This is a genomic window from Patescibacteria group bacterium (genome assembly GCA_028716045.1).
Lineage (GTDB): Bacteria > Patescibacteriota > Patescibacteriia > JAQUQO01 > JAQUQO01 > JAQUQO01.
Genome location: JAQUQO010000001.1, coordinates 907,058 through 927,681, shown reverse-complemented (window position 1 = coordinate 927,681; position 20,624 = coordinate 907,058). Strand labels below are relative to the sequence as shown.

The following is a 20,624-nucleotide window of genomic DNA, read 5'->3' as shown; positions in this document are numbered from 1 at the left end:
GTACCTTTCCCATCCCTCGTAAGAAACTTTAACGTCTCCTCCGGCGGGGCTGTACCAGCTCCACAGCTCCAGCTCCACTTTGCTGATATTTTCTTTCTTGAGGGCAGGAGCGCCGATTCTTTTAGCGCCGTTGTTTTGATCTTTCAAGATATTGTCAAAACTGACTTCGGAAATTTCCCCCACTTTATGGTTATTCCTGATATTAGTTATAAAACTAATACCGCCGGCGATCGTATTAATATTGGCCCAATGGTCAGTAGCGCCATTTAGAACATAGGTTAGGTTGGAAACAAAGTTACCATCCGGGTCGTAAAATTTGAAAATAACCGTGCTTTTGGCTTCCGGACCTTCAAATTTCTCGGGATAATACCTTACCCGGATGGGTTCGGTTAGGTAGGAAAGGCTTAGGGAATCGGAAAAATTTTCCACTCCGCTCAATTTTATGGATCCTTCCATTTTTCTGGCCTCGCTATTAATCTCTAAGCTACTGCCCGTGGTAGCATTCACGGCATCTATTTTTACATCACTTAAAACATTAAAAATACTACCAACACCTCCAACTTTCAAAAAATAAACGGATTTAGTGTAGCCGGGAATATAATCAACTTTTTTAAATAATTTTATTAATTGGCTATTTTTAGAATCTACATATAAATAATACGCTCCGGTCTTTTCATCAAATTCATAGGCAGAAGACAGGAGCGATTTTTCCTCATCATTTAAAAAGCCGGAATCAGACATTTGTTTAAAATCAGCAACGCTTAAAACGTAAGGGGCGATATTAATATAAGTATTATAATAAAATTTAGAAGGCAAAATCCCGCCCAGCCCTAAGTAAGCCGATCTGTCTTCAATTGATAAACTGGAAATCAGGGCATCGCTCTCCAAATCAAAAATTCCATCTTTGTTGCTGTCTTCATAAATAGATAAACTCTTCCCGGCGAATTTCTTGCCCAATGAGATACCCCGGAGCAGTGAAGAACTAAAATCATCTTCCAATTCCGGCTCGATTGCCATTTTTACCAAGAGCTCGCCATCGTCTCCCTTCCCCATGTCTAAAAAATTTACAGATAATACATTGTTTTTTGATAAAAGATCGGCAATTTGCTTATCGTGCTCCGCAATCAAAGTAAGTGTATCCTCCAAAGATTTTTCAATACTTTTATAGTTGTCTATTTCTTCCGCACCCCAACTGTATATTTCTGAAGCTTCAAGCGGCTTTTTAATTTGATCTAACACTTGTTTATAATAATCCCTGTCGTCTTTCACATTATCCTTGTCAGTAACATAATCCCATAATATTTTGTTCCTTTTGTCAAAAACATTAATATCTTTTAAAAGAAAGTCGGCAAAAGTATTATATATGATATTGCCTATCTGCTCCGGACCGTAATAAGCCCTCATATCCCAAGGTATCGGCTCAAACCCGCCATAAGTATTGTCAAAATAAAATCTGTTGTTATGGACTTGGTCTTGATGGGTGCTACCCACTAAAATAGCGTGGGCATTCCATATTAAAAATTTTTCCATATTAATCATTGCTTCGAATTTGTCCAGCATCCCCCAATCCAAAAAATTAATCAGCAAAAGAATGTTGGTATTATCATTTTTATTCTGAAAAGGGTCTTTGGTATACTTATCCCAAAAAACTGGCGTAACTTTTTTATAAGCATTAATATGCGCTTCAGTCCCCATGTCATCTCCCTCGCCGCTATACAGATCACCTAGCGGTTTTTGGTTTTTTTCAAGCAATTCCTCCGACCATTGTTCCATTTCATGCATTAAGCCATAGGGTCGACCATTGACTCTAAGAAACACAAATTGATTATCCAGGTTAATTAAACCCAATTTTGCGGCTACATAATAACTGTATTCCTCATTGATAAACCCTCGAACCAACGGCCTGATTAAATTTATGGAGCTTTTGCCATAAAAAGATTCCGACCCCGAAAAATCAATTCGCAACGACTTGACGGGTGCCACGGAATGAACTCCGTAATCGCCCCTCACCCTCATTTTAGTTTTATAGGAATTTCCGTTATAAACAAGAGTGGCGGCTATCTTGTCACTTTTAATATCCCCGGAATAAAATTTATTTTCGTCAAAATACAAATCGTAAATCGGCACGCCCAGCCCATCATAAGCGGCCGAGAGTTCATTCGCGAATTCTTCCCCGTAAAGCTTGGAATAATCCAAGGCGGTGGGAATAAAATTTTTATTGTCTTCTTTGATATTAAAAACTTTCGCTATATCGGATAAATATCTCTTTCTACTATAATCGGACGGCACTTTAATCAGCCAAATATTGTCAAAATCAACACGATCGGAATTAATTTTATTTAGCGCATTAAAAACTTTTAACTTTAACAAGGCCTCGGAGCCATTTGAAGAAAACACTCCTCCGAACCGGTACCAACCCGCCTGACCCAGACAAAAATCCAAACTTTCTGAAAAAAGAGTGTTGTTTTGAGAATCAACTATCTCTATAATGGGCGAGCTTTTACCGGCCCTTACGCGGGCATCGGCTAATAAAATATATTCCGTTCCCGGCTCCAAATTAATTTTTTGCGTAAATTCGGAAAAATGATGGAGGGGCGCGGATAATTCCAAATATTTTTGACCATCGCTCGGAAAATAACGGGCTTTATAAATTGGAGAACGCTCCTGCAAGTTTTCATCATGCAAAACATCTATAAATTTAAAATTAACATTGCTATCAACGTAGGCGTACCTTTCCCATCCCTCGTAAGAAACTTTAACGTCTCCTCCGGCGGGGCTGTACCAGCTCCACAGCTCCAGCTCCACTTTGCTGATATTTTCTTTCTTGAGGGCAGGAGCGCCGATTCTTTTAGCGCCGTTGTTTTGATCTTTCAAGATATTGTCAAAACTGACTTCGGAAATTTCCCCCACTTTATGGTTATTCCTGATATTAGTTATAAAACTAATACCGCCGGCGATCGTATTAATATTGGCCCAATGGTCAGTAGCGCCATTTAGAACATAGGTTAGGTTGGAAACAAAGTTACCATCCGGGTCGTAAAATTTGAAAATAACCGTGCTTTTGGCTTCCGGACCTTCAAATTTCTCGGGATAATACCTTACCCGGATGGGTTCGGTTAGGTAGGAAAGGCTTATCCTTCCTTGACATGACTGAACACCGCTCAATTTAATATTTTTGTAAAAACTGTCGTCAATACTAATTTTAAAACCCCACGAATTTTCATCTTCAAAAGAATGGTCGGAGAGCAAATTGTCGTAAGATAAACCGTTAAAATTATACTCCTCACTCTCGGCGAATCGCCAATTTGTCAAATAATGAAAAAACGAAGCGGCAATAATCACTGCCGCTAATGCCACGGCTAAAATAATTAATTTATGCTTTTTAAAAAATTTCATCTTTTTAAAAAATTAAAAACAAACAACACGTATATAAACAACGAAAGCACAACTGAGGATAGGGCCAAATAAAAATACGACTGTGGGCGAAAATAAACAATTAACTCAATATCAATAGAACCGTCCGAATTTTTTTTATAAAAATTTTTGGGATAATTATTCTTGATATAATTGGGATCTAAAACCCACCCATTTGCATAACTGCCCGCTAAAGTATGGCTATCATTCTTGCCTAATGGGCTCTGCCAAGAATAAAACAAATCCTTGAACGCGGGAAAAAATCCGTGGCGACTCTGGCATTGCACTACCCGCTGTTTATCCAAGCCGATAATCTCATTCTCAATTTTTTTCTTGGCAACAAAATATTCATCTTGCGCCTTCTGGCTTACCGGAATAATTATCTCTTTGCCTGACATTATCCGTTGGTACTTATTTATCCTTAGTAATTCATTATAACCCACTTCAAATTTTTTAGCAACGCTACTATAACTTTCTCCTTCCAAAACTTCGTAGGCGAACGGCTTCGGCTCGGATAAGTTATTAAACTTTTCCGTCAACTGCTCCTCTCTCTCCCTCTCCAACAAACCATTTAAACAATATTTTTTATCTTCCAGGCACCAATTATTATCGGGGGATTTTTCCAAATATAACTCCCATTGCTTATCATATGGCTCTAAAAATACCAGGTCTTCCGTTCCGGCCAGACCTTTTATGAAAATTCTGTATTTTTTATTGTCTAACTTACTAAAATATATCTGGCCGGCGCTGAAAAGAGGCAAAAAATTATCTTCATTATAATAAATATTCATTTCTCCAAAATCCCCTTTCTTTTTGTAGCCATTTTCTTCGAGCCACCGCGGCAAATCCGCCCCGCCCTCATACTCGGAGACCAAATCTTTTGTAACAACAATATAGTCCATATTATAATTTTTTACAAAACCGGAAAGCAACCCATAATCCACTTCTTTCCCTCTTAAGGTGCGTGGGCTGTTAATAAACAACTTGCTCATATCGGACTGCATAAAAGCATCTCCTATTAAAATTTCGCTTAATCTGTAAGATTTCCTATCCAAAAAAATATCGGCCAAACTACCCTGAATCTGAACCATCTTCCCGCCCCAATTATAAGCGTCATTAATATAGGTGGCGGGCAAAAACAGAACTCTGCTATTTTGGTCTGTATTATGATTCAAATAATCTACGGTCTCATACCAATATGCCGGGACCTCCCCCACAACTCTATCCCCAAAAAACCACTCTGCATACAGCCAATACGGCAAATTATACAACAAGCCGGCAACCAAAAGCAGAGATACTATCCATAAATTCCGTTTTTGCTTAAAAAAATTCAAAAATAATAAATAAACGACTAGAATCCATATAAAATTCAACAACGGAGAAAACTTCGTGATATTCCTAAATACCTGGAATCCTAAAATATTATCATAAAAAAATTTATAAACCGGATTGTTCAACCCGAGCATCATCTGGAAAACCGTGAGCCAAGATACTAAAAAAATAACGATAATTCCTAGGTTGTCCCTTAATTTATTTTTAATCAAAAGATAAACCAATAAAATATACGGGGCCAGGGCAAAAATTATTGCAAATTTTTCGGCGTAAAACTTAGCAAATTCAAAATATAATTTCCCCTGCCAGCTGCCGAAAAAACCCCAGTCGGCGGTTTGCCTAAAGATATTGAAATAAGTTGCATTTAAACTATAAAAATCTTCGGATACTTTTCCCGCCAAATCAAAAACACTGCCGAAATACAGGGAGCCGATAATTACGGAAATGGCCAGTAATATAAAAGTCGGCAAAAAAAGAAAATCAACGATAATTATTCTTTTAAAAAATTCTTTCCATGGCTTTTTGACGCTTAAATTAAAAACTAAAACAAAAAAATTAATAAAAATAATATCTATCAAAAAATAAGTGAAGTTAATACTGCTTAAAATCAGAGAAAAGGCCAATAGCGGTAAAAGCTCAATTTTTCTGCCCGTCTTTAAAAACTTCAAGGAATAATAAAGACCGAGGGGCAACAATAAATAAGGGATCTCATAGGTAATGGAATTTTTTAAATAGATAAAAAAAGAAACGGAGGTAAAAAAAAGCAGCCCCAAAATAATTATAACCGCAAATTCTTTAAAATCCGCAGTGGCAAAAGACGGTCGCTTATCATCAGTTTGCTTTAATTCTAAAAATAGTTTAACAAAAAAATAAAATCCCGCCCAATAGGCAAGAATACAAAAAATAAAATAAGCAACAATCTGGGTAAATAAAATTTTCAATAAAAACCAAAAAGCATAAAAGACAAAATAATTTATGGTAAAAATGGAGTACTGGCCGAAAAGAAAATGAGATTTATTATAAAACAAATCGGAAAAATATTTCCCCAAATTAAGAGAAAAAATGGAAGAATCCATCAATAGCGTACCCGAAGAGCCTCCATATAAAAAAATATTATAAATAAACGGTGCCGCGAGCACTAAAGAAAAAAATGAGAAAAATAAAATATTTTTATTTCTCTTAAAAAAATTTATCATGAATTTAATTTTCTATTTTTCAATCTCTTGGAGTCCCCGGGAAAAAACCTTCTCCCAACTTAATCCTTCAACGAGTTTAATGGCATTGCGCCTGAAAACGAAATAAAGTTCTCTATCGGACAGCAACTTATTTATTTTATCGGCTAAATCTTCTTTTTTATAATCAATTATAAAACCAGCTCTTTCTTTTTCTATATCCATGGCAATTTCCGGCACATTGGTAATAATAACCGGCAAGCCGCAAGCGAGATAAACTTTGACTTTCCCCACCTCAGAAAAAAAAGTAAAACTATTGGGGTCGGGTACATATGGAGCCAAGGCAATTCCGCATGAAGCTATAATTCTCTCGACATCGGCGTGATCTTCTATATAGCCAGTAAAAATGACCTTGTCCTTGAGGCCCAATTCAGCCGCCATCTTCTTTAAATTTTCCTCTTCCCCGCCGGTGCCTATAATAGTAAGCGTCGCTTCCGGATTTTCCTCTAAAACAAGCGGCAGGGCCTGAATTAAAAGCTCTAGGCCTTTTAATTTTATTAAATGGCCCATGAAAACCAATTTGTCAGGGACAACTTGCTCATCGGGCAAACGCTCTATTTTTTCAAAACGGCAACCGTCCTTAATAATAATTTCTCGACAACAGCGATTAATATTAACGCCATTTTTTCTCCTGGCTTCTTTCATCCTTACAGAACTATTCCATAAAAAATCGGCGTGATAGCAACAAAATCTGTCTATAAAGTGATAAATCTCATTCAAAATATAATTGTCAAATCTGCGAGGAGTGTAATCAATGGTCCAATAAACCAATTTATTTACTGCGCCTAATTTTTTTAAAAACCAGCCGGCAAAAGAATTTAAATTATCAGCCGCGATGCAAAAATCAAATTTCTTCTTGAACTTAATTACAAAAAATATAGTGGAAAAAAAATCTTTGATGTAATAAAAAAAATCCGGGCCCCATATTTTCCGCCCCTCCCAGTATTCCGTCTTCTCACCATCTTGAAAAATGGTTATTCTGGAATTTTTCATCTCCTTGCTATAAGGGAAGGGGTGTTCTAAAAATCCCACCAAATTTTTTTGTCGCACCAAAAGATCGCGCAATTCCTGTGCCGGGCCATAGCCAGAAGAAAAAGATCCGTGGGTGATTATTAAAAAAGATTTATTGTCGGTTGTACTGCCCATATTTTAAAAAATTAAAGGAAGCTCTCGGCACTTTGAAAAAAATAATATTCTAAGACACTTTATTTTTTTAATTATTCTGGGGTTAAATTTTTCCAAAGCTCGGCGGGATGCCGTATTGCTTTCATTTATTGTAAATTTATCCCTAGTTTTGCCTAAATTATGCAAAAAGATAAAAATTTCCGAATAAACAAAAAGATACAAACCCTTTCTCAAATATTTTTTCTTTGTTTTGGAAGCTCCCGAAGCCACTTCTTTGTTTAAAAAATCGACTTGGTAATTATTTGAATCTATATGCGACTTTGTCTCTTGATTAAGAGCTACCCATGTTAGATGGGCCAAATCCCTGCCAACAAACACACAAAAAGCTATGGCACCTTCTCCGATCCAACGCTCGGAAACTGCTATATCTAAACTATATCCCCCTTCTTTTGCTTTGTTATATTCGTCAATAGAAGAAATAATTTTTAGAACAGCGCCGTCCAAACGAGGGTAAAAATAAATGTTATCTAATTTGGTTAAATCTTTTTCGTAAACCAAAATGGTATTATAACTAAAAATACTCCCCGCCAAATGTGCTAATGCCTTTTGACAAAAAGAAAAAAAACCCTCTTCCTTTAGAGTATAAACAGATAAATCTAAAAAATCTTTCAACTTCAATAACATTAATTATGGTTAGTCGCAAAATAATCTTTTATGGCTTGGCAAACTCTCTTTACATCTTCTTCTCCAAGCTGGCTCGCTGATGGCAGCCATAGCCCCCTCTTGGCAAAACGTGATGCTTTGGGAAATTCTCCGGCGACATCGCTGTATATCTTTTGCGTATGGATGGCGGGATAGAACGCCCTGGAACCTATATTTTTTTCCTTTAAAAAATCACTTAGCTTTTGCGGATCTTCCACCAGTATTTCTATGAACCAAGGGGAAACTTCTTCTAAATCGGTGCCTATTAATTCCACCTCGGGCACTCCCTTAAGTTTTTCCGCGTAAAACTTGCAAATATTTTTCTTTCTTGTTATGCGGTCTCTAAGCTTTTTCATTTGCTCAATACCGAAAACCGCCTGCAAATCGGTAAACTTAAAATTCCACCCAAATTCATCATGAATATCACAGCCGCCGCTAACCCGGCCGAAATCTTTTACTTTGCAAATTTTTTTATATAAATCTTCGTCATTAGTAATAAGCGCCCCGCCCTGTCCGGTGGTGATAATTTTAGGAACACTGAAAGAAAAACTGCCGATCGCCCCAAAATTACCCAAATGCTTTCCTTTATAAAAGGATCCGAGGGATTGCGCCGCGTCTTCAAGCAAAATTAAACCCTTTCTGTCGCATAACTCCTTCAATTCTTCCAACCGGCCGGCTCGGCCGTTTATACTTACATGAAAAATCGCCCTAGTTTTTTCATTGATAACCCCTGAAACTTTATCAACATCTAAACACAAAGAGTCATCCACGTCTACAAAAATTGGCTTGGCGCCGGCAAGCACTACGGCATTGGGAGTGGCGATCATAGTATAATCAGGAACCACTACTTCATCGCCGGGTCCGACACCAATCGCCCTTAAAGCTATAAATAAGCTCACCGTCCCGTTAGCCACTACGCTACAATATTTCGCTCCGCAAAATTCCGCTATCATCTGCTCAAACTCTCTGGTTTTTTTAAATTCCATAATCCACCCGCCAGAATTTAAATAATCCGCTATTGCCTTCTTTTCTTCTTCCCCATACCAGGGCTCCATTTGATTAATAAATTTTTGCTCGGCCATAATTAAACGTAATAATTAAATCAAAATTTCGTTATTTTCCATCCGCGCTAAAAATTTCTTTAATCGATTTTCGTTAAAAATACCAGGGTCCTCTAATTTTAATAATTCTTTCTCGCATTTTATTTTATCTGTTTTGAATTTTTCTTCAATTTCAGCCCGTTTTACTCTTATCGCGCCTACTTCTTCGGAAACCCATTTTATTAAAATTTCCGGACGAATCTGATTTTTATATTTAGCAAAAGTTTTTAGAAATTCCTGTAAAAGATCCACTAAGTGGTATTCTTCTACCAATTTCCGCGCGGCTTTTGTCTCTAAAATACTTGCCCAATCAATACAATAATTTATGTCGTCAATCACGCATTGCACATCCATTACTGATTTGGGATCTGGCGATCGTAAAATAGGCCTTCCTTCTTTATATAAGGGTAATTTATTTTCTTCCCCTGCTTCCATTAAGTGGCATAAACCTATCGCGCCCATGCGACTTAGGCGATCGGCATCGCGAATAATCTTTTTTTCCAACATCGGTTCTCCGGGTAAATCACTGTGTGTTTCTATAATCTTTAAAATTCGCTGATACTCGCCGGAATTTAATTTGCCTTCCTCCAAAAGAGGGCCTAATAACATCCTCTGCGACTTGACTCGTGAAATTTTAGCATGGGGGACAGAAGTATTCTTTTCTCTTCGTTCTTTTTCACCAACTCTGCCCCAATCATGCAGCCAAGCGGCGATGGCTATTTCAAAAACATTAGCCCCTTCTTGAGTGGCTAAATAATGAGCAAACCCTTCAACCAACTTCGTATGTTCTATGCCATGGGATTCGGGGATATTCCGAAGTTGTAATTCGGTAATTTCTTTTATTTCATCGACTAACTCCTTTTGTTCTGGTGAAAAAGATTGTTTATCATGCTCTTTTATCTCAAAACGTTTTTCGCTCATAATAATTATGAGTTAAAAAATTGAAATTATCGTTCTATAATTTTTTTATCCAATTCTAACCCGGGATAAGGGCCATTCTTAATTTCTAAAACCTGGGTCTTATCTTCTAAAATATCGTAAGCATGCCCGCCGGCATAAATTATCACAATATCGCCGGCGCTTAATTCCTTTTCAGAAATTAATTTATCGTTTTCGCCATAAAATATACCTTTAATTTTCCCCTGTTTAATAAACAGGACCTCGTTTGTTCTATCGGAAGTTCTTTCGCATATTTTATGGGCATGTGCCTTTAGATGCTTACCGGCGCCATAATTCCAGGTGGCCACCTGCAAAAAATCAGAATCGTTCGAATAAAATTGCAAATTATCTGGCCACCCCTGGTCTCTGATTATTTTAGCTATCAATAAATCACCTTCTTTAATTTCTTCTTCGACCATATTTTTATTTTTTAACATTTTCTAAATACCATTGCACGGTTTGCTTTATGCCGTCTTCTAATTTTGTTTCCGGCACCCAGTTAAAAATCTTTTTCATTTTTTCTACATTCATAATTTTATAAGGAGCCCCGTCCGGCTTGGAAGCATCAAAAACCAATTTCCCTTCATAACCGGCGACTTGCTGTATAATTTCTGCCATTTCTTTTATAGAAACCCCCCGCCCTTGACCTATATTAATCGGCTCGGAAATAGCGTCAATATTCATAGACCTTAATAAAATCTCCACGCAATCATCAACGTAAAGCCATTCCCTCACGGGCTTGCCCGTTCCCCAAACAATTACTTCCGGTTTGCCTGCTTTTTTCGCTTCAACTATCTTCATAATCAACGCACCGAGGGCATGAGAGCGGACTTCTTCAAAGTGGTCTCCGGGGCCATACATATTGGGCACCAAAAGATTTATAAAATCCATGCCAAACTGATTATGGTAAGCGTAAGATTGAACCCAGGTCGCCTTTTTCGCAAAACCATAAACTAAAACTGAGGGGTGGAGCGGGCCATCCCACCACTCTTCTTCTTTAAAATCTTTTTCCGTAACATCCGGGTAAGAACAATTGGAAATCGGATTTATAAATCTTTTCACTGTGTGCTCGCGGGAAACATCTATAAGATTTGCGTTCATCAAAATGTTATTGTAATAAATTTCCCCTTCATGCTCCAAACCAAATTTAATTCCGCCGACATAAGCGGCGCAATTTATCACAATATCTGGTCTTTCTTTATCAAAAAAATCTTGCACCTGCTTCCTGTCTCTAAAATCGACGCCGTTACTTAAAGATGTCGTGCAATAAGAAAAACTGTCTTCTTTCAGCCGCTTGATTACTCTTTTACCCAAAAAACCAGTGCCTCCGGCCACAAAAATTTTCTTTGAAACCGCCATATTTAATAATTTATTTTGCTTTCCCGATCGTAATCAACCTTAACCATTATACCTATTAATTCCTTAAACTTAACCACGGGTTCCCAACCCAGCTTTTCTTTTGCTTTACTGGCATCGCCAAGCAAAGCATCCACTTCAGACGGACGATAATATACCGGGTCTATTTCTACAATTATCTTTCCGCTTTCGGTATCAACTCCCTTTTCTTCCAGGCCGGCTCCCTGCCAAACCAAGTCAAAATCCAAGCAACGAGCCACTTCTTCAATTAATTCCCTGACCGAATGCGATTCTCCGGTAGCAATCACATAATCATCGGGCACTTCTCTCTGCATCATTAACCACATTGCCTTGACATAGTCGGGCGCATAGCCCCAATCCCTCCGTGCCTCCAAATTTCCTATTTTTAATATATCTTGCTTACCTAATTTTATTCTAGATAATCCTCTGGTTACTTTGCGGGTCACGAAAGTTTCTCCGCGGCGCGGGGATTCGTGATTAAACAAAATGCCATTGCAGGCGAATAAACCATAACTTTCCCTGTAATTTTTAGTTATCCAATAAGCATAAACTTTGGCACAACCATAGGGGCTACGGGGGTAAAAGGCGGTTGTTTCTTTTTGGGGGATTTCCACCGCTTGGCCAAACATTTCAGATGAGGAAGCCTGATAAAATTTAGTCTTCAAACCCTCTCCCCTGATCGCTTCCAATATCCTGACAGTGGAAAGGGCTGTAACGTCTCCGGTATATTCGGGAATGTCAAAACTTACTCGCACATGCGACTGCGCGCCCAAATGATATATTTCATCAGGATGCACTTCCTGCAGAATCTTCCTTATATTTCCCCCATCGGACAAATCTCCATAAAAGGTTAAAAAATCCGGATAATTCGGATTGTCATAAAGGTGATTAATGCGCTCCGTATTAAAGCTACTGGACCGGCGCTGAATTCCATAAACCTTGTATCCTTTATCTAATAAAAATTCAGCTAAGTAGCTGCCATCTTGCCCCGTGATTCCCGTGATTAAAGCTTTTTTCTTTTCCATAGTTAATTTATTACTAATTCTCTTTCTTCATTTCCGTATGTTTTTATCTTCGGCTTGATGCCCAAAATTTTTAGGAAATACTGGCATAATATAATACAGGCGGTATAAAAAGTCAAAGGAAGGTGGACCATTAAAACCGGCTTTTTTCTTTTAATGGAAAAATAAGCGGCGGACGCGAATGGCAATATAATACTTAATGAATAGGGTATAAATAAATATTTTTTAAACCTAAACCAACGCGGTTGAAATTCTTCCCTGTTTGAAAATCCTGTCCCCGGCATTTCTCTGTAATGCAAATTCACAATGACCCGCCATTTTATTTTATTAATAAACTTTTTATAGCTGTCCGCGGAGTAATGGATGATAAAATCATTTTTTAGTAAGGCCACCTCTTTGCCGTCCCCAACTATCAAATAAAATATGCGCGGAACGATTTTTTCATCCTGCAAAATATCTTTGAACTTTTCCCGGAAATAATCCAAATCCATAGCATTACCGGCGCACATATCAACCACGGGTATAGCATCGTTCTTTTTAAATTTAAAAGACACAAAAGATTCCGATTCTCCGGTGTACAAATATTTTCTCTTCCAGCAATCCAAAAAAAATGGATACTGGGAAGAAATCCCGTACATAAAAAATACAAAGGGATCGGAAAAATTATTAATATAATCATTGACTGAAGAAAACCCTGCCGGTTTTTTGTACCCACCCGAATGGACGACTTTCAAAGAAGAATTTCCAGACAAAATATCCACCCTTCTCTTTATAGCCAAATCATTACTCAACACTTCGTCAGAATCTAAAAAAATTCCTACCGAGCCACTGGCTGACAATATTCCAATATGCTTGGCATATTCCTGCTGAGTTTTAGGGTTTGGCAAAATCTTACATCCATATTCAGCCGCTATTTTTTTGGTCTGATCATACGAACCGGCGTCAATTACCAGTATCTCAACCAAACTCTGGTCATATTTTTGTTTGCGAATGGACTCCAGCGCCTTTCTTATAGTGGAAGAGGAATTAAGCGTCGGCATGATGATGCTTACTTTGGCTGTTTCCGTCATATTAAAATTTTAAAGCGACTTCCAGGGCTTTATAACCATCTTCCCCGGAAACAATTGGCTCTCTATCTTCTACTATGCAATTGATAAATTCTTCCAATTCACATTGAAGCGATTCCTTGGCATTTACACCAATTTCTATTTTATCCGTTAAACTGAATTTAGAAACGAATTCCCCAAAATCTTTATAGGAACTATCCAATCCTTCATTCAGATAACAATTTTCATACAAAGTAATTTTCTGATGGATAAAATCCAACCGAGCAAAGGCTTTAGTTCCGGTAATGTCCATATTTCTTATTTTAACCGGAGTAACCCAATTAACTTCAATAAATGAACATCCCCTTTTGTACTGCAGTAGTATATTGGCGCTATCTTCTTGCTCTTGTAATAAATTTTTGGATTTATAGCCATAAATTTTCTCGGGCAGATCACCAAACAAATAATTAGAAATATCGATATCATGAATGGCCAAATCTATAACCACATTAGCTTGTTTAAGCTGCGGAGGCAGGCCCCCCACTCTTTTGATATTTAGAGATATAATTTTTCCAAATCGTCCGGTGTCAATCAATTCTTTAACTCTTTGCACTGCCGGATTAAATCTTTCAATGTGCCCGATCATTAATTTAACTCCCTGTTCTTTCGCCTTGGTAATTATGTCGCGTGCTTCTTCTAAATTCACCGCAATGGGTTTTTCCAACAACACATGTACTTTTTTCATTAAAACATCGCTAGCAACTTGATGATGCAAAAAAGTAGGTACTGCTATGGAAACGGCATCAATCTGTTGCTCATTAAACATTTTATGGTAGTCCTCATAAAAAAGGCAGCCATATTTAAGCGCCAGCTGTTCACCTGCTTTTCGGTTTACATCACAAATAGCCACTAAGTTAACTCGCGGCATTTCAAAATAATTTCTCATATGGTTGCGGCCCATATTGCCGGTCCCAATAACAGCAACCTTCAATTTATCCATATTTAACTTTATTCTTCTTTTTTTATATCCGCTAAGGACATCTCGCAAACAGGGCATTTATTTTCAAGCCGTTTGCCGCACTTGCAAACATAACCCACAAGTTTGGCGGGGTGCCCGATATAAAGCCCAAAAGGAAGGGTATCTTTTGTAATTAAAGCGCCAGCACCGATCAAAGAAAATTCTCCGACTGTCAGGCCTCCGGTCAAGGTGACATTTGCTCCTATGGAAGCCCCTTTTTTCACGATAGTTTTGGCCATCTCCCAGTCGCTGTTCGTCTTAAGAGATTCGTCGGGATTAATAGCCCGCGGCGATTTGTCATTAACAAAACACGCATAGGGTCCGATAAATACTCCGTCTTCAATGATAAGACCGCGGCACACAATAACATTGCTTTGTACTTTAACATTGTTGCCAATCACCACATCGCTGTCCACATAAACATTTCTCCCTAAAATACAATTTCTCCCTATTTTTGCCCCTTCTCGGATTTGCGAATTCTGCCAAATGCGCGTGCCCTCGCCGATTTCGGCCTCCGGAGAAACTTCTACTGTTAGATGGATAAGAATATTCTTTCCGTCTGCCATAAAAATATTTAATTAAATATTTATAGTTATATCAAGCCAATCGGGATATTTCATAATTTCATTATTCAAATCAAATTCGTATCTTTTTACCTCCCCTTCGTCAGAAATTTGGGTAAATCCCCTTTTTTCAAATAATGGCTGCATTCTCCAGTTAGATTCAGTGGTCTTAACGTAACCTTTGACCTTTCTGATTCCTTCCTTTTTGGCTAAATGTAAAGTGACTAAAATTAAAGTGCTTCCTATGCCGCGCCCCATGGTGCGACAAGAAACGGTAAGGTCGCGGATTGACCAAACGCCCGGTTCGGTAGTATCAATGATGGTTTCGGCGATCAAACCATAATCACCAAATTTGTCAGTTAGCTCTACTATAAACACTTTATCTTTATTAACTTCAAAAGATTTCTTTAGTTCGTCTAGTTGGTAACGATTGCCGGTGGCATTTAATTCGTTAGTCCTATTTAATAACTGGGTCACTCGCGGCCAATCTTTCTCTTCTACATTTCTGACAAACATTTTAATTCCGCACTGACGCAAAAAATCTTTATAGTTACCGCCATGACTCTTTTCCGCCTCTTCTCGGTCTCTCGCTTCTTTTAAAATCTTTACTCTTTCTTTGTCTTCGTCTGTCTCATTTTTTGGTTTAATGCCATCGATATTTAAAATATCTATGGGATCGGCTAACTCAGTAACATTAAGACCGGAGATAGTAGCTGTCACCTCTGCCCTCTGAAAAGGATCATCGTCAATAAATAATATCTGCTCAAAAGAAACTTTAAAAATATCGGCTAATTTTTTAATGGCTTCGGATTTTAACCCCCACCCCACTTGCGGCTCCTTAAAATATTCGTTAATTTCAAACTTTTTTAACATTTCGTCCACGTCTTCATAATTATTCTTACTGCACATCGTGCTAATAATTCCTCTCTTATCAAGCTCTTTCAGGGCGGCTTTAGTGCCCGGCTTTATTTTTATCGCTTCTTTGTCTCGATAATAAACTGTGCCGTCCCAAAGGGTGTTATCGGCATCCCAGATTACTAATTTAATTTTTGTTTCGTAATTTTTTTCTTCGGACATATTATTAAAATTAATTAATTTTTGCGTTTTTAAATATTTCTATATTTTTTACGAAAGAATTTGGTTTTAATTTTTTAAGAGCCTCTTCGACGGCTGATTCATCTAAATCCAAATCCCTTACTATGCCGCGCAGTTCAACCATATTATGTTCCTTTAACACGAGCTCTCTGTCCGGAAAATCAAAAGGTAGATTAAAGGTAATTTTAATTTCTCCGTTTCTTTGACCCTCATCAAACTCTTTTAAAAAAGTAAAATCTTCCACTCCTTTCTTCAGCAGCGCTTCCGCTGTGATTTGGGCCAAAAACCAAGCGCCTTGACCGCCGAGGCCTTTAATTATGTACTTCATTGGATTTTTGTAATCTTTTAAATTTAATCATACACATCGCCCGGCTGATTATAACGTTGATTCGGTCAGGATTTTCCAGAGCTTCGGCAACAGCCGATTGGACCTCCTCTTTTTTATAAGGATTCGCAATCTTTACATGGCAGCCAAGATTCTCGCACATTTTTTCTATGGACAAATCGGGCACCGGGTGTTGTCCAGTCATGCCCGTGCAAGAATTATCCATTATGATAAGTATAATGTTATGTTTATGGTAAGCGGCGTTAATCAAGCCATTAATTCCGGAATGCCAAAAAGTTCCATCTCCGCAAAAAGCTATTGATTTTTGTCCGCAAATCAACTGCCCCTGAGACACGCTTAATCCCGAACCCATTACAAATAAAGTATCAATAATTTCCCTGATGGGTTTATCATCTTTCCCGTTGTTGCCAAAACCGGCCATTTCATAACAGCCAATATCGCCATTTATTATATAGCCTTCCGGTACGGAAAAATTTCTATAAAATCCTTCGTGCGGACAGCCGGGGCAAAAATAAGGAATTATTTTTTCTTTCTCTTTGGAATAAGGATTAAATTTGAAAGGGGTGTCATCAAACTTGGGCGGTCGGGGCGCTTCCCTTTCTCCAACCTCAAGGGGCGCGTAAAGATGCCCCAACTTGTTGGTAATTCTGATAAATACCGGCTGGCCTTTTTCTTCCGACATAGCCAAAGATTCTTTCCCGGCGCTATAACATTCTTCAATGGTCTGCGGCTCCAAAATAGTGAAGCCAATAATTTTCATAAATTCCCTAGTGTCTTGATAAACATCGGAGTACCTCACTTCCGGATCATCAACAACCACAAAAACCATGCCGCCAGTAATTCCTTTTTTAGTTAAACTCATTAGAGTATCTAAACAGATATTAAAGCCATTTGCTTTCATGGAACAAAGCGACCTCTGGCCGAGAGTGCTGGCACCCAAACAAACTTCTAACGCCACCTTTTCATCGCTGCTCCATTCGGCATAAAAATCATCTGATTGCCTGGCCACAAGATAATTCATCACTTCGCTGGCAGGAGTGCCGGCGTAGCCCGCAGCCAAACGCAACCCGGCTTCATACGCGCCGCGGGCGATGGCCTCATTACCCGATAAAATTATTTTTTTTGAAGAAGGCATATTTTAAATTTCTCTGATTGATTTTATGATGTACTCCATTTCTTCTCTTCCCAAAAGAGGATGCACGGGCAATGATAAAATTTCTCGGCTGATTTTTTCAGCCACCGGAAAATCTCCCTCTTGATAGCCAAATTTCTTGAAATGCGGATGCAAATGAAGCGGCTTAGGGTAGAAAACAGCCGTGCCGATACCTTTATTTTTCAAAGCGTCCATTAATTCCTCGCGGCTCAGTTTAAACTCCGGTGTTATTCTTACGGAAAATTGATGAAAAACATGTTTATAATCATCTTTTACTTTTGGCACAATAAGGCCTTCAACATCTGCCAGCCCGCTCCCCAAAATTTCGGCATTCTCCGCGCGGCGGGCATTAAACCTTTCAATTTTTGAAAGTTGGACGAGGGCGATAGCAGCCGCCAAATCGGTCATCCGATAATTGTACCCCAAATCAAAATATTCATATTTGGTGCTTTCCGATTGCCCATGGTGCCTAAATCTTTTGGCCTGTTCGTAAACTTCCGCATCGTCGGTCACTATCATCCCCCCTTCTCCGGACATTAAATTTTTTGTGGCATAGAAAGAAAAAGTCCCAGCGGTTCCAAAGCTACCCGCTCGCTTGCCTTTATATTCCGCTCCCACTGCTTGGCAGGCGTCTTCTATAATTTTTATGCCCCGTTCGGCCGCTAAGCGATTTAATCCTTCTATATTATATATCTGACCAAATAAGTCTACGGGAGCAATAACCTTGGTTTTGGCAGAGATTTTTTCTTTGATACTATTAATATCTATATTAAAATCTTCTTCGGAAATATCGGCAAACACAACCTTGGCCTTCTGCATTAAAATAGAATTGGCCGTAGCCACAAAAGTAAAGGGGGTAGTTATCGCCTCGTCTCCTTCCCCAACGCCGACGGCATACATCGCCGCATGCAAAGCGGCCGTACCGCTATTGACTGCGACCGCATACCGAGTGCCGCTATACTCGGCAAATTTCTCTTCCAATTCCTTGACTTTTGGTCCCTGCGCCAACATGCCGGAATTCAAAACGGCATTAACGGCCTCTATCTCCTCCCTCTCAATTATTGGCTTGGAAATATTGATATTAATCATAGAAAATAATCTAATAAGACAACAAAGTGTCAACTATAATCTTACTGGGCTTTATATTAGGATAAATTATAGGCCTCTTATATTGATTATAGTTTAGTATAAAATCCTTAATTTTATCAAGACTTAACTCGCTTAACACCATATTCTCTCCAACTCCCTCGGAATCCACTTCGACAATCTCCCTTAAAATCAAACATGGCTTCCCTAAATAATACGCTTCTTGCTGATTGCTGCCACCATCGGTCATAATAAATTCGCTTTGTTTAAATAATTTAATAAACTGCATATAGGGCAGGCGATCTACGGTTATAATATTTTCTTTTTTGCTTATGTCTTCCAAGAGTTCGAGCTTTTCCAAAACAAACCTGGTGGGAGCATGCATTACAAAAAGACAATAAAGGTTATCCGGAAAAAAGTCAAAAACAAATTTAACCAAAGATTTTACTAATTTATCATTATATAAATTTTCCTGCCTATGCAAAATAAGAATAAAATATTTTTTGCCCTGTAATTTACTAAATACGCCACCAGACGAATCCGCGGCTATAGCCAAGTGCAAGCTGTCAATAACGGAATTATAAAAAGTATTTATTTTTTGCCCCTTCCTATTTTTTAAATTTTCCAAATTTTTTTCATAGGGACAAAAATGAATATCGGCAAAATATGAAGTCAGCACTCTGTCAATTTCTTCGGGGAAGGGCCGGAAAAAATTGAATGATCTGTATCCGGCCTCCAAATGCACTATCTTCAACCCATAAAATTTACCAACTATGGCCCCCATAACGGTAGTCACCGTATCTCCATGGACTATTAAAAAAGTATTGCTCTTGTCTAAGCCGGCGAATTCTTTTCTTAGGGCAAAGGGGGCTTTAATCAAGGTTTTCAAAAACCACCAAAATAAACTCAGGGCCGAGGCTTTGATTTTTTTATCATAAAGGCAGAGGTCAACTTTTTCTATATTTAAAAACTTAAGCATCTCACTGCCCTTGATAACATTTTGTCCGGAGGCGATGATTTTAAAATCAAGACCGCGGTCCTTAAATTCTTTCATAACCGGCATGATTTTTATAAGCTCCGCTTCCGTGCCCACAAAAAAATAAAATTTCTTGCCCATATAAAATACTTACCTAAAATTACGCTTATCTTTAATTATATATAGAGGTCGGTTTAATAACTCACCATGGATATTCCCTATGTATAAAGCGATAAAACCGAGGCACATTAAAACAACCCCGGATAACAAAACATTGAACATAATAACAAATGAGATTGAACTAAAGTATATTTCGTCAAAAAACCACCGCACTATAAACATCACTATTAGAAAACTTCCGCTGCTAAGGGTTATCAATGTCCCAAGATAAGCCGCCAGCTTAAGAGGCAATAAGCTCAAGGAAATAAAACTGGACAAGGCTAACTTAATCAATTTGCAATAGGTATATCTTGGTTTGCCAAATTTTCTGGAATTGGCGTCAAAATAGATATATCCCCTCTTAAATCCTAACCAATCAATCAAGGCCCGCGCCATTCTATTGCGTTCGCTGAAACGATTGAATTCGTTAATAACCTTTCTGTCAATCAAACGAAAATCTGTCGCCCGGCGGACAACCTTGGTTTCGCTGATTAAATTAATAATTGTGTAAAATAAAGAAGAGCCAATTCTCTTTATTAACCCTTCCTTTTTATCTTTACTGCGCACGCCGATAACCACCTCGGCACCGGCTTCCCATTTCTTTAAAAATTCCGGAATCAGCTCCGCTGGGTGTTGGAGGTCGGCGTCCATAGTAATCGCCGCTTCGCCCGTGGCGTGATGCAAACCGGCGGTGAGAGCAATCTCTTTGCCAAAATTACGGGAAAAATCTATAAACTTTACCTTTGGGTCTTGCTTTGCCAAATTATTTAAAACTTCCCCCGACTTATCGTTACTGCCATCATTTACAAAAATTATTTCGACTTGATAAAAATTCTCCAGCTCTTTTAAAACCCTAAAAAGTCCCCCATAAAGCAGGGGGATATTCTTTTCTTCATTACATACCGGAATAATGATAGAAATAAATTTCAACATCTCCGT

At 38.3% G+C, this 20,624-nt stretch carries 18 protein-coding genes; all 18 read right to left on the bottom strand.

Features of this window, described 5'->3' with window-relative positions; genetic code table 11:
• On the bottom strand, positions 1 to 3,396 hold a 3,396-nt coding region (locus PHG22_04665; protein ID MDD5491039.1), incomplete at its 3' end, for a CotH kinase family protein.
• On the bottom strand, positions 3,393 to 5,942 hold the full coding sequence (locus PHG22_04660; GenBank protein MDD5491038.1) for a hypothetical protein: 2,550 nt from the start codon (positions 5,940 to 5,942) through the stop codon (positions 3,393 to 3,395). The genes PHG22_04665 and PHG22_04660, both read right to left, overlap by 4 nt.
• Positions 5,943 to 5,954: 12 nt before the next feature.
• A complete protein-coding gene (locus tag PHG22_04655; GenBank protein ID MDD5491037.1) occupies positions 5,955 to 7,124 on the bottom strand; it encodes a glycosyltransferase in 1,170 nt (389 codons plus the stop codon).
• A gap of 3 nt (positions 7,125 to 7,127) precedes the next feature.
• On the bottom strand, positions 7,128 to 7,787 hold the full coding sequence (locus PHG22_04650; protein ID MDD5491036.1) for a hypothetical protein: 660 nt from the start codon (positions 7,785 to 7,787) through the stop codon (positions 7,128 to 7,130).
• Complete coding sequence (locus PHG22_04645) at positions 7,787 to 8,887, bottom strand: DegT/DnrJ/EryC1/StrS family aminotransferase (protein ID MDD5491035.1); 1,101 nt, start codon at positions 8,885 to 8,887, stop codon at positions 7,787 to 7,789. Before PHG22_04645 ends, PHG22_04650 begins: the two co-directional genes overlap by 1 nt.
• Before the next feature lie 15 nt (positions 8,888 to 8,902).
• Positions 8,903 to 9,826: an HD domain-containing protein gene (locus PHG22_04640; protein ID MDD5491034.1), complete on the bottom strand. Its 924-nt coding sequence runs from the start codon at positions 9,824 to 9,826 to the stop codon at positions 8,903 to 8,905.
• Positions 9,827 to 9,852: 26 nt separating this feature from the next.
• A complete protein-coding gene (locus PHG22_04635; GenBank protein ID MDD5491033.1) occupies positions 9,853 to 10,263 on the bottom strand; it encodes a hypothetical protein in 411 nt (136 codons plus the stop codon).
• Between the two features lie 4 nt (positions 10,264 to 10,267).
• Positions 10,268 to 11,203: an NAD-dependent epimerase/dehydratase family protein gene (locus PHG22_04630; GenBank protein MDD5491032.1), complete on the bottom strand. Its 936-nt coding sequence runs from the start codon at positions 11,201 to 11,203 to the stop codon at positions 10,268 to 10,270.
• Positions 11,204 to 11,205: 2 nt separating this feature from the next.
• Positions 11,206 to 12,246 (bottom strand): GDP-mannose 4,6-dehydratase, encoded by a 1,041-nt coding sequence (gmd, locus tag PHG22_04625; GenBank protein ID MDD5491031.1) that lies wholly within the window; start codon positions 12,244 to 12,246, stop codon positions 11,206 to 11,208.
• 2 nt (positions 12,247 to 12,248) lie between these two features.
• Positions 12,249 to 13,313, bottom strand: coding sequence for a glycosyltransferase (locus tag PHG22_04620; GenBank protein ID MDD5491030.1), 1,065 nt, complete (start codon positions 13,311 to 13,313; stop codon positions 12,249 to 12,251).
• A gap of 1 nt (position 13,314) precedes the next feature.
• A complete protein-coding gene (locus tag PHG22_04615) occupies positions 13,315 to 14,289 on the bottom strand; it encodes a Gfo/Idh/MocA family oxidoreductase (GenBank protein ID MDD5491029.1) in 975 nt (324 codons plus the stop codon).
• Between the two features lie 8 nt (positions 14,290 to 14,297).
• A complete protein-coding gene (locus PHG22_04610; GenBank protein MDD5491028.1) occupies positions 14,298 to 14,873 on the bottom strand; it encodes an acyltransferase in 576 nt (191 codons plus the stop codon).
• Between the two features lie 12 nt (positions 14,874 to 14,885).
• A complete protein-coding gene (locus tag PHG22_04605; GenBank protein MDD5491027.1) occupies positions 14,886 to 15,947 on the bottom strand; it encodes an HAD-IIIC family phosphatase in 1,062 nt (353 codons plus the stop codon).
• Between the two features lie 10 nt (positions 15,948 to 15,957).
• Positions 15,958 to 16,293, bottom strand: coding sequence for a hypothetical protein (locus PHG22_04600; protein ID MDD5491026.1), 336 nt, complete (start codon positions 16,291 to 16,293; stop codon positions 15,958 to 15,960).
• Entirely contained in the window at positions 16,277 to 17,446 is a 1,170-nt protein-coding gene (locus PHG22_04595) for a thiamine pyrophosphate-dependent enzyme (protein MDD5491025.1), read from the bottom strand. Before PHG22_04595 ends, PHG22_04600 begins: the two co-directional genes overlap by 17 nt.
• A 3-nt stretch (positions 17,447 to 17,449) precedes the next feature.
• Positions 17,450 to 18,553: a DegT/DnrJ/EryC1/StrS family aminotransferase gene (locus PHG22_04590; protein MDD5491024.1), complete on the bottom strand. Its 1,104-nt coding sequence runs from the start codon at positions 18,551 to 18,553 to the stop codon at positions 17,450 to 17,452.
• A 10-nt stretch (positions 18,554 to 18,563) separates the two neighbouring features.
• Positions 18,564 to 19,667: a UDP-N-acetylglucosamine 2-epimerase gene (locus PHG22_04585; protein MDD5491023.1), complete on the bottom strand. Its 1,104-nt coding sequence runs from the start codon at positions 19,665 to 19,667 to the stop codon at positions 18,564 to 18,566.
• A 9-nt stretch (positions 19,668 to 19,676) separates the two neighbouring features.
• Positions 19,677 to 20,618 carry a glycosyltransferase family 2 protein gene (locus tag PHG22_04580; GenBank protein MDD5491022.1) on the bottom strand — a complete coding sequence of 314 codons (942 nt, stop codon included), beginning with the start codon at positions 20,616 to 20,618 and terminating at the stop codon, positions 19,677 to 19,679.
• Positions 20,619 to 20,624 lie beyond the last annotated feature (6 nt).

Coding starts and splice junctions, on each gene's coding strand:
- PHG22_04660 (MDD5491038.1), bottom strand. CDS start 5,942: ATGATAAATTTTTTTAAGAGAAATAAAAATATTTTATTTTTCTCATTT.
- PHG22_04655 (MDD5491037.1), bottom strand. CDS start 7,124: ATGGGCAGTACAACCGACAATAAATCTTTTTTAATAATCACCCACGGA.
- PHG22_04650 (MDD5491036.1), bottom strand. CDS start 7,787: ATGTTATTGAAGTTGAAAGATTTTTTAGATTTATCTGTTTATACTCTA.
- PHG22_04645 (MDD5491035.1), bottom strand. CDS start 8,887: ATGGCCGAGCAAAAATTTATTAATCAAATGGAGCCCTGGTATGGGGAA.
- PHG22_04640 (MDD5491034.1), bottom strand. CDS start 9,826: ATGAGCGAAAAACGTTTTGAGATAAAAGAGCATGATAAACAATCTTTT.
- PHG22_04635 (MDD5491033.1), bottom strand. CDS start 10,263: ATGGTCGAAGAAGAAATTAAAGAAGGTGATTTATTGATAGCTAAAATA.
- PHG22_04630 (MDD5491032.1), bottom strand. CDS start 11,203: ATGGCGGTTTCAAAGAAAATTTTTGTGGCCGGAGGCACTGGTTTTTTG.
- gmd (MDD5491031.1), bottom strand. CDS start 12,246: ATGGAAAAGAAAAAAGCTTTAATCACGGGAATCACGGGGCAAGATGGC.
- PHG22_04620 (MDD5491030.1), bottom strand. CDS start 13,313: ATGACGGAAACAGCCAAAGTAAGCATCATCATGCCGACGCTTAATTCC.
- PHG22_04615 (MDD5491029.1), bottom strand. CDS start 14,289: ATGGATAAATTGAAGGTTGCTGTTATTGGGACCGGCAATATGGGCCGC.
- PHG22_04610 (MDD5491028.1), bottom strand. CDS start 14,873: ATGGCAGACGGAAAGAATATTCTTATCCATCTAACAGTAGAAGTTTCT.
- PHG22_04605 (MDD5491027.1), bottom strand. CDS start 15,947: ATGTCCGAAGAAAAAAATTACGAAACAAAAATTAAATTAGTAATCTGG.
- PHG22_04600 (MDD5491026.1), bottom strand. CDS start 16,293: ATGAAGTACATAATTAAAGGCCTCGGCGGTCAAGGCGCTTGGTTTTTG.
- PHG22_04595 (MDD5491025.1), bottom strand. CDS start 17,446: ATGCCTTCTTCAAAAAAAATAATTTTATCGGGTAATGAGGCCATCGCC.
- PHG22_04590 (MDD5491024.1), bottom strand. CDS start 18,553: ATGATTAATATCAATATTTCCAAGCCAATAATTGAGAGGGAGGAGATA.
- PHG22_04585 (MDD5491023.1), bottom strand. CDS start 19,667: ATGGGCAAGAAATTTTATTTTTTTGTGGGCACGGAAGCGGAGCTTATA.
- PHG22_04580 (MDD5491022.1), bottom strand. CDS start 20,618: ATGTTGAAATTTATTTCTATCATTATTCCGGTATGTAATGAAGAAAAG.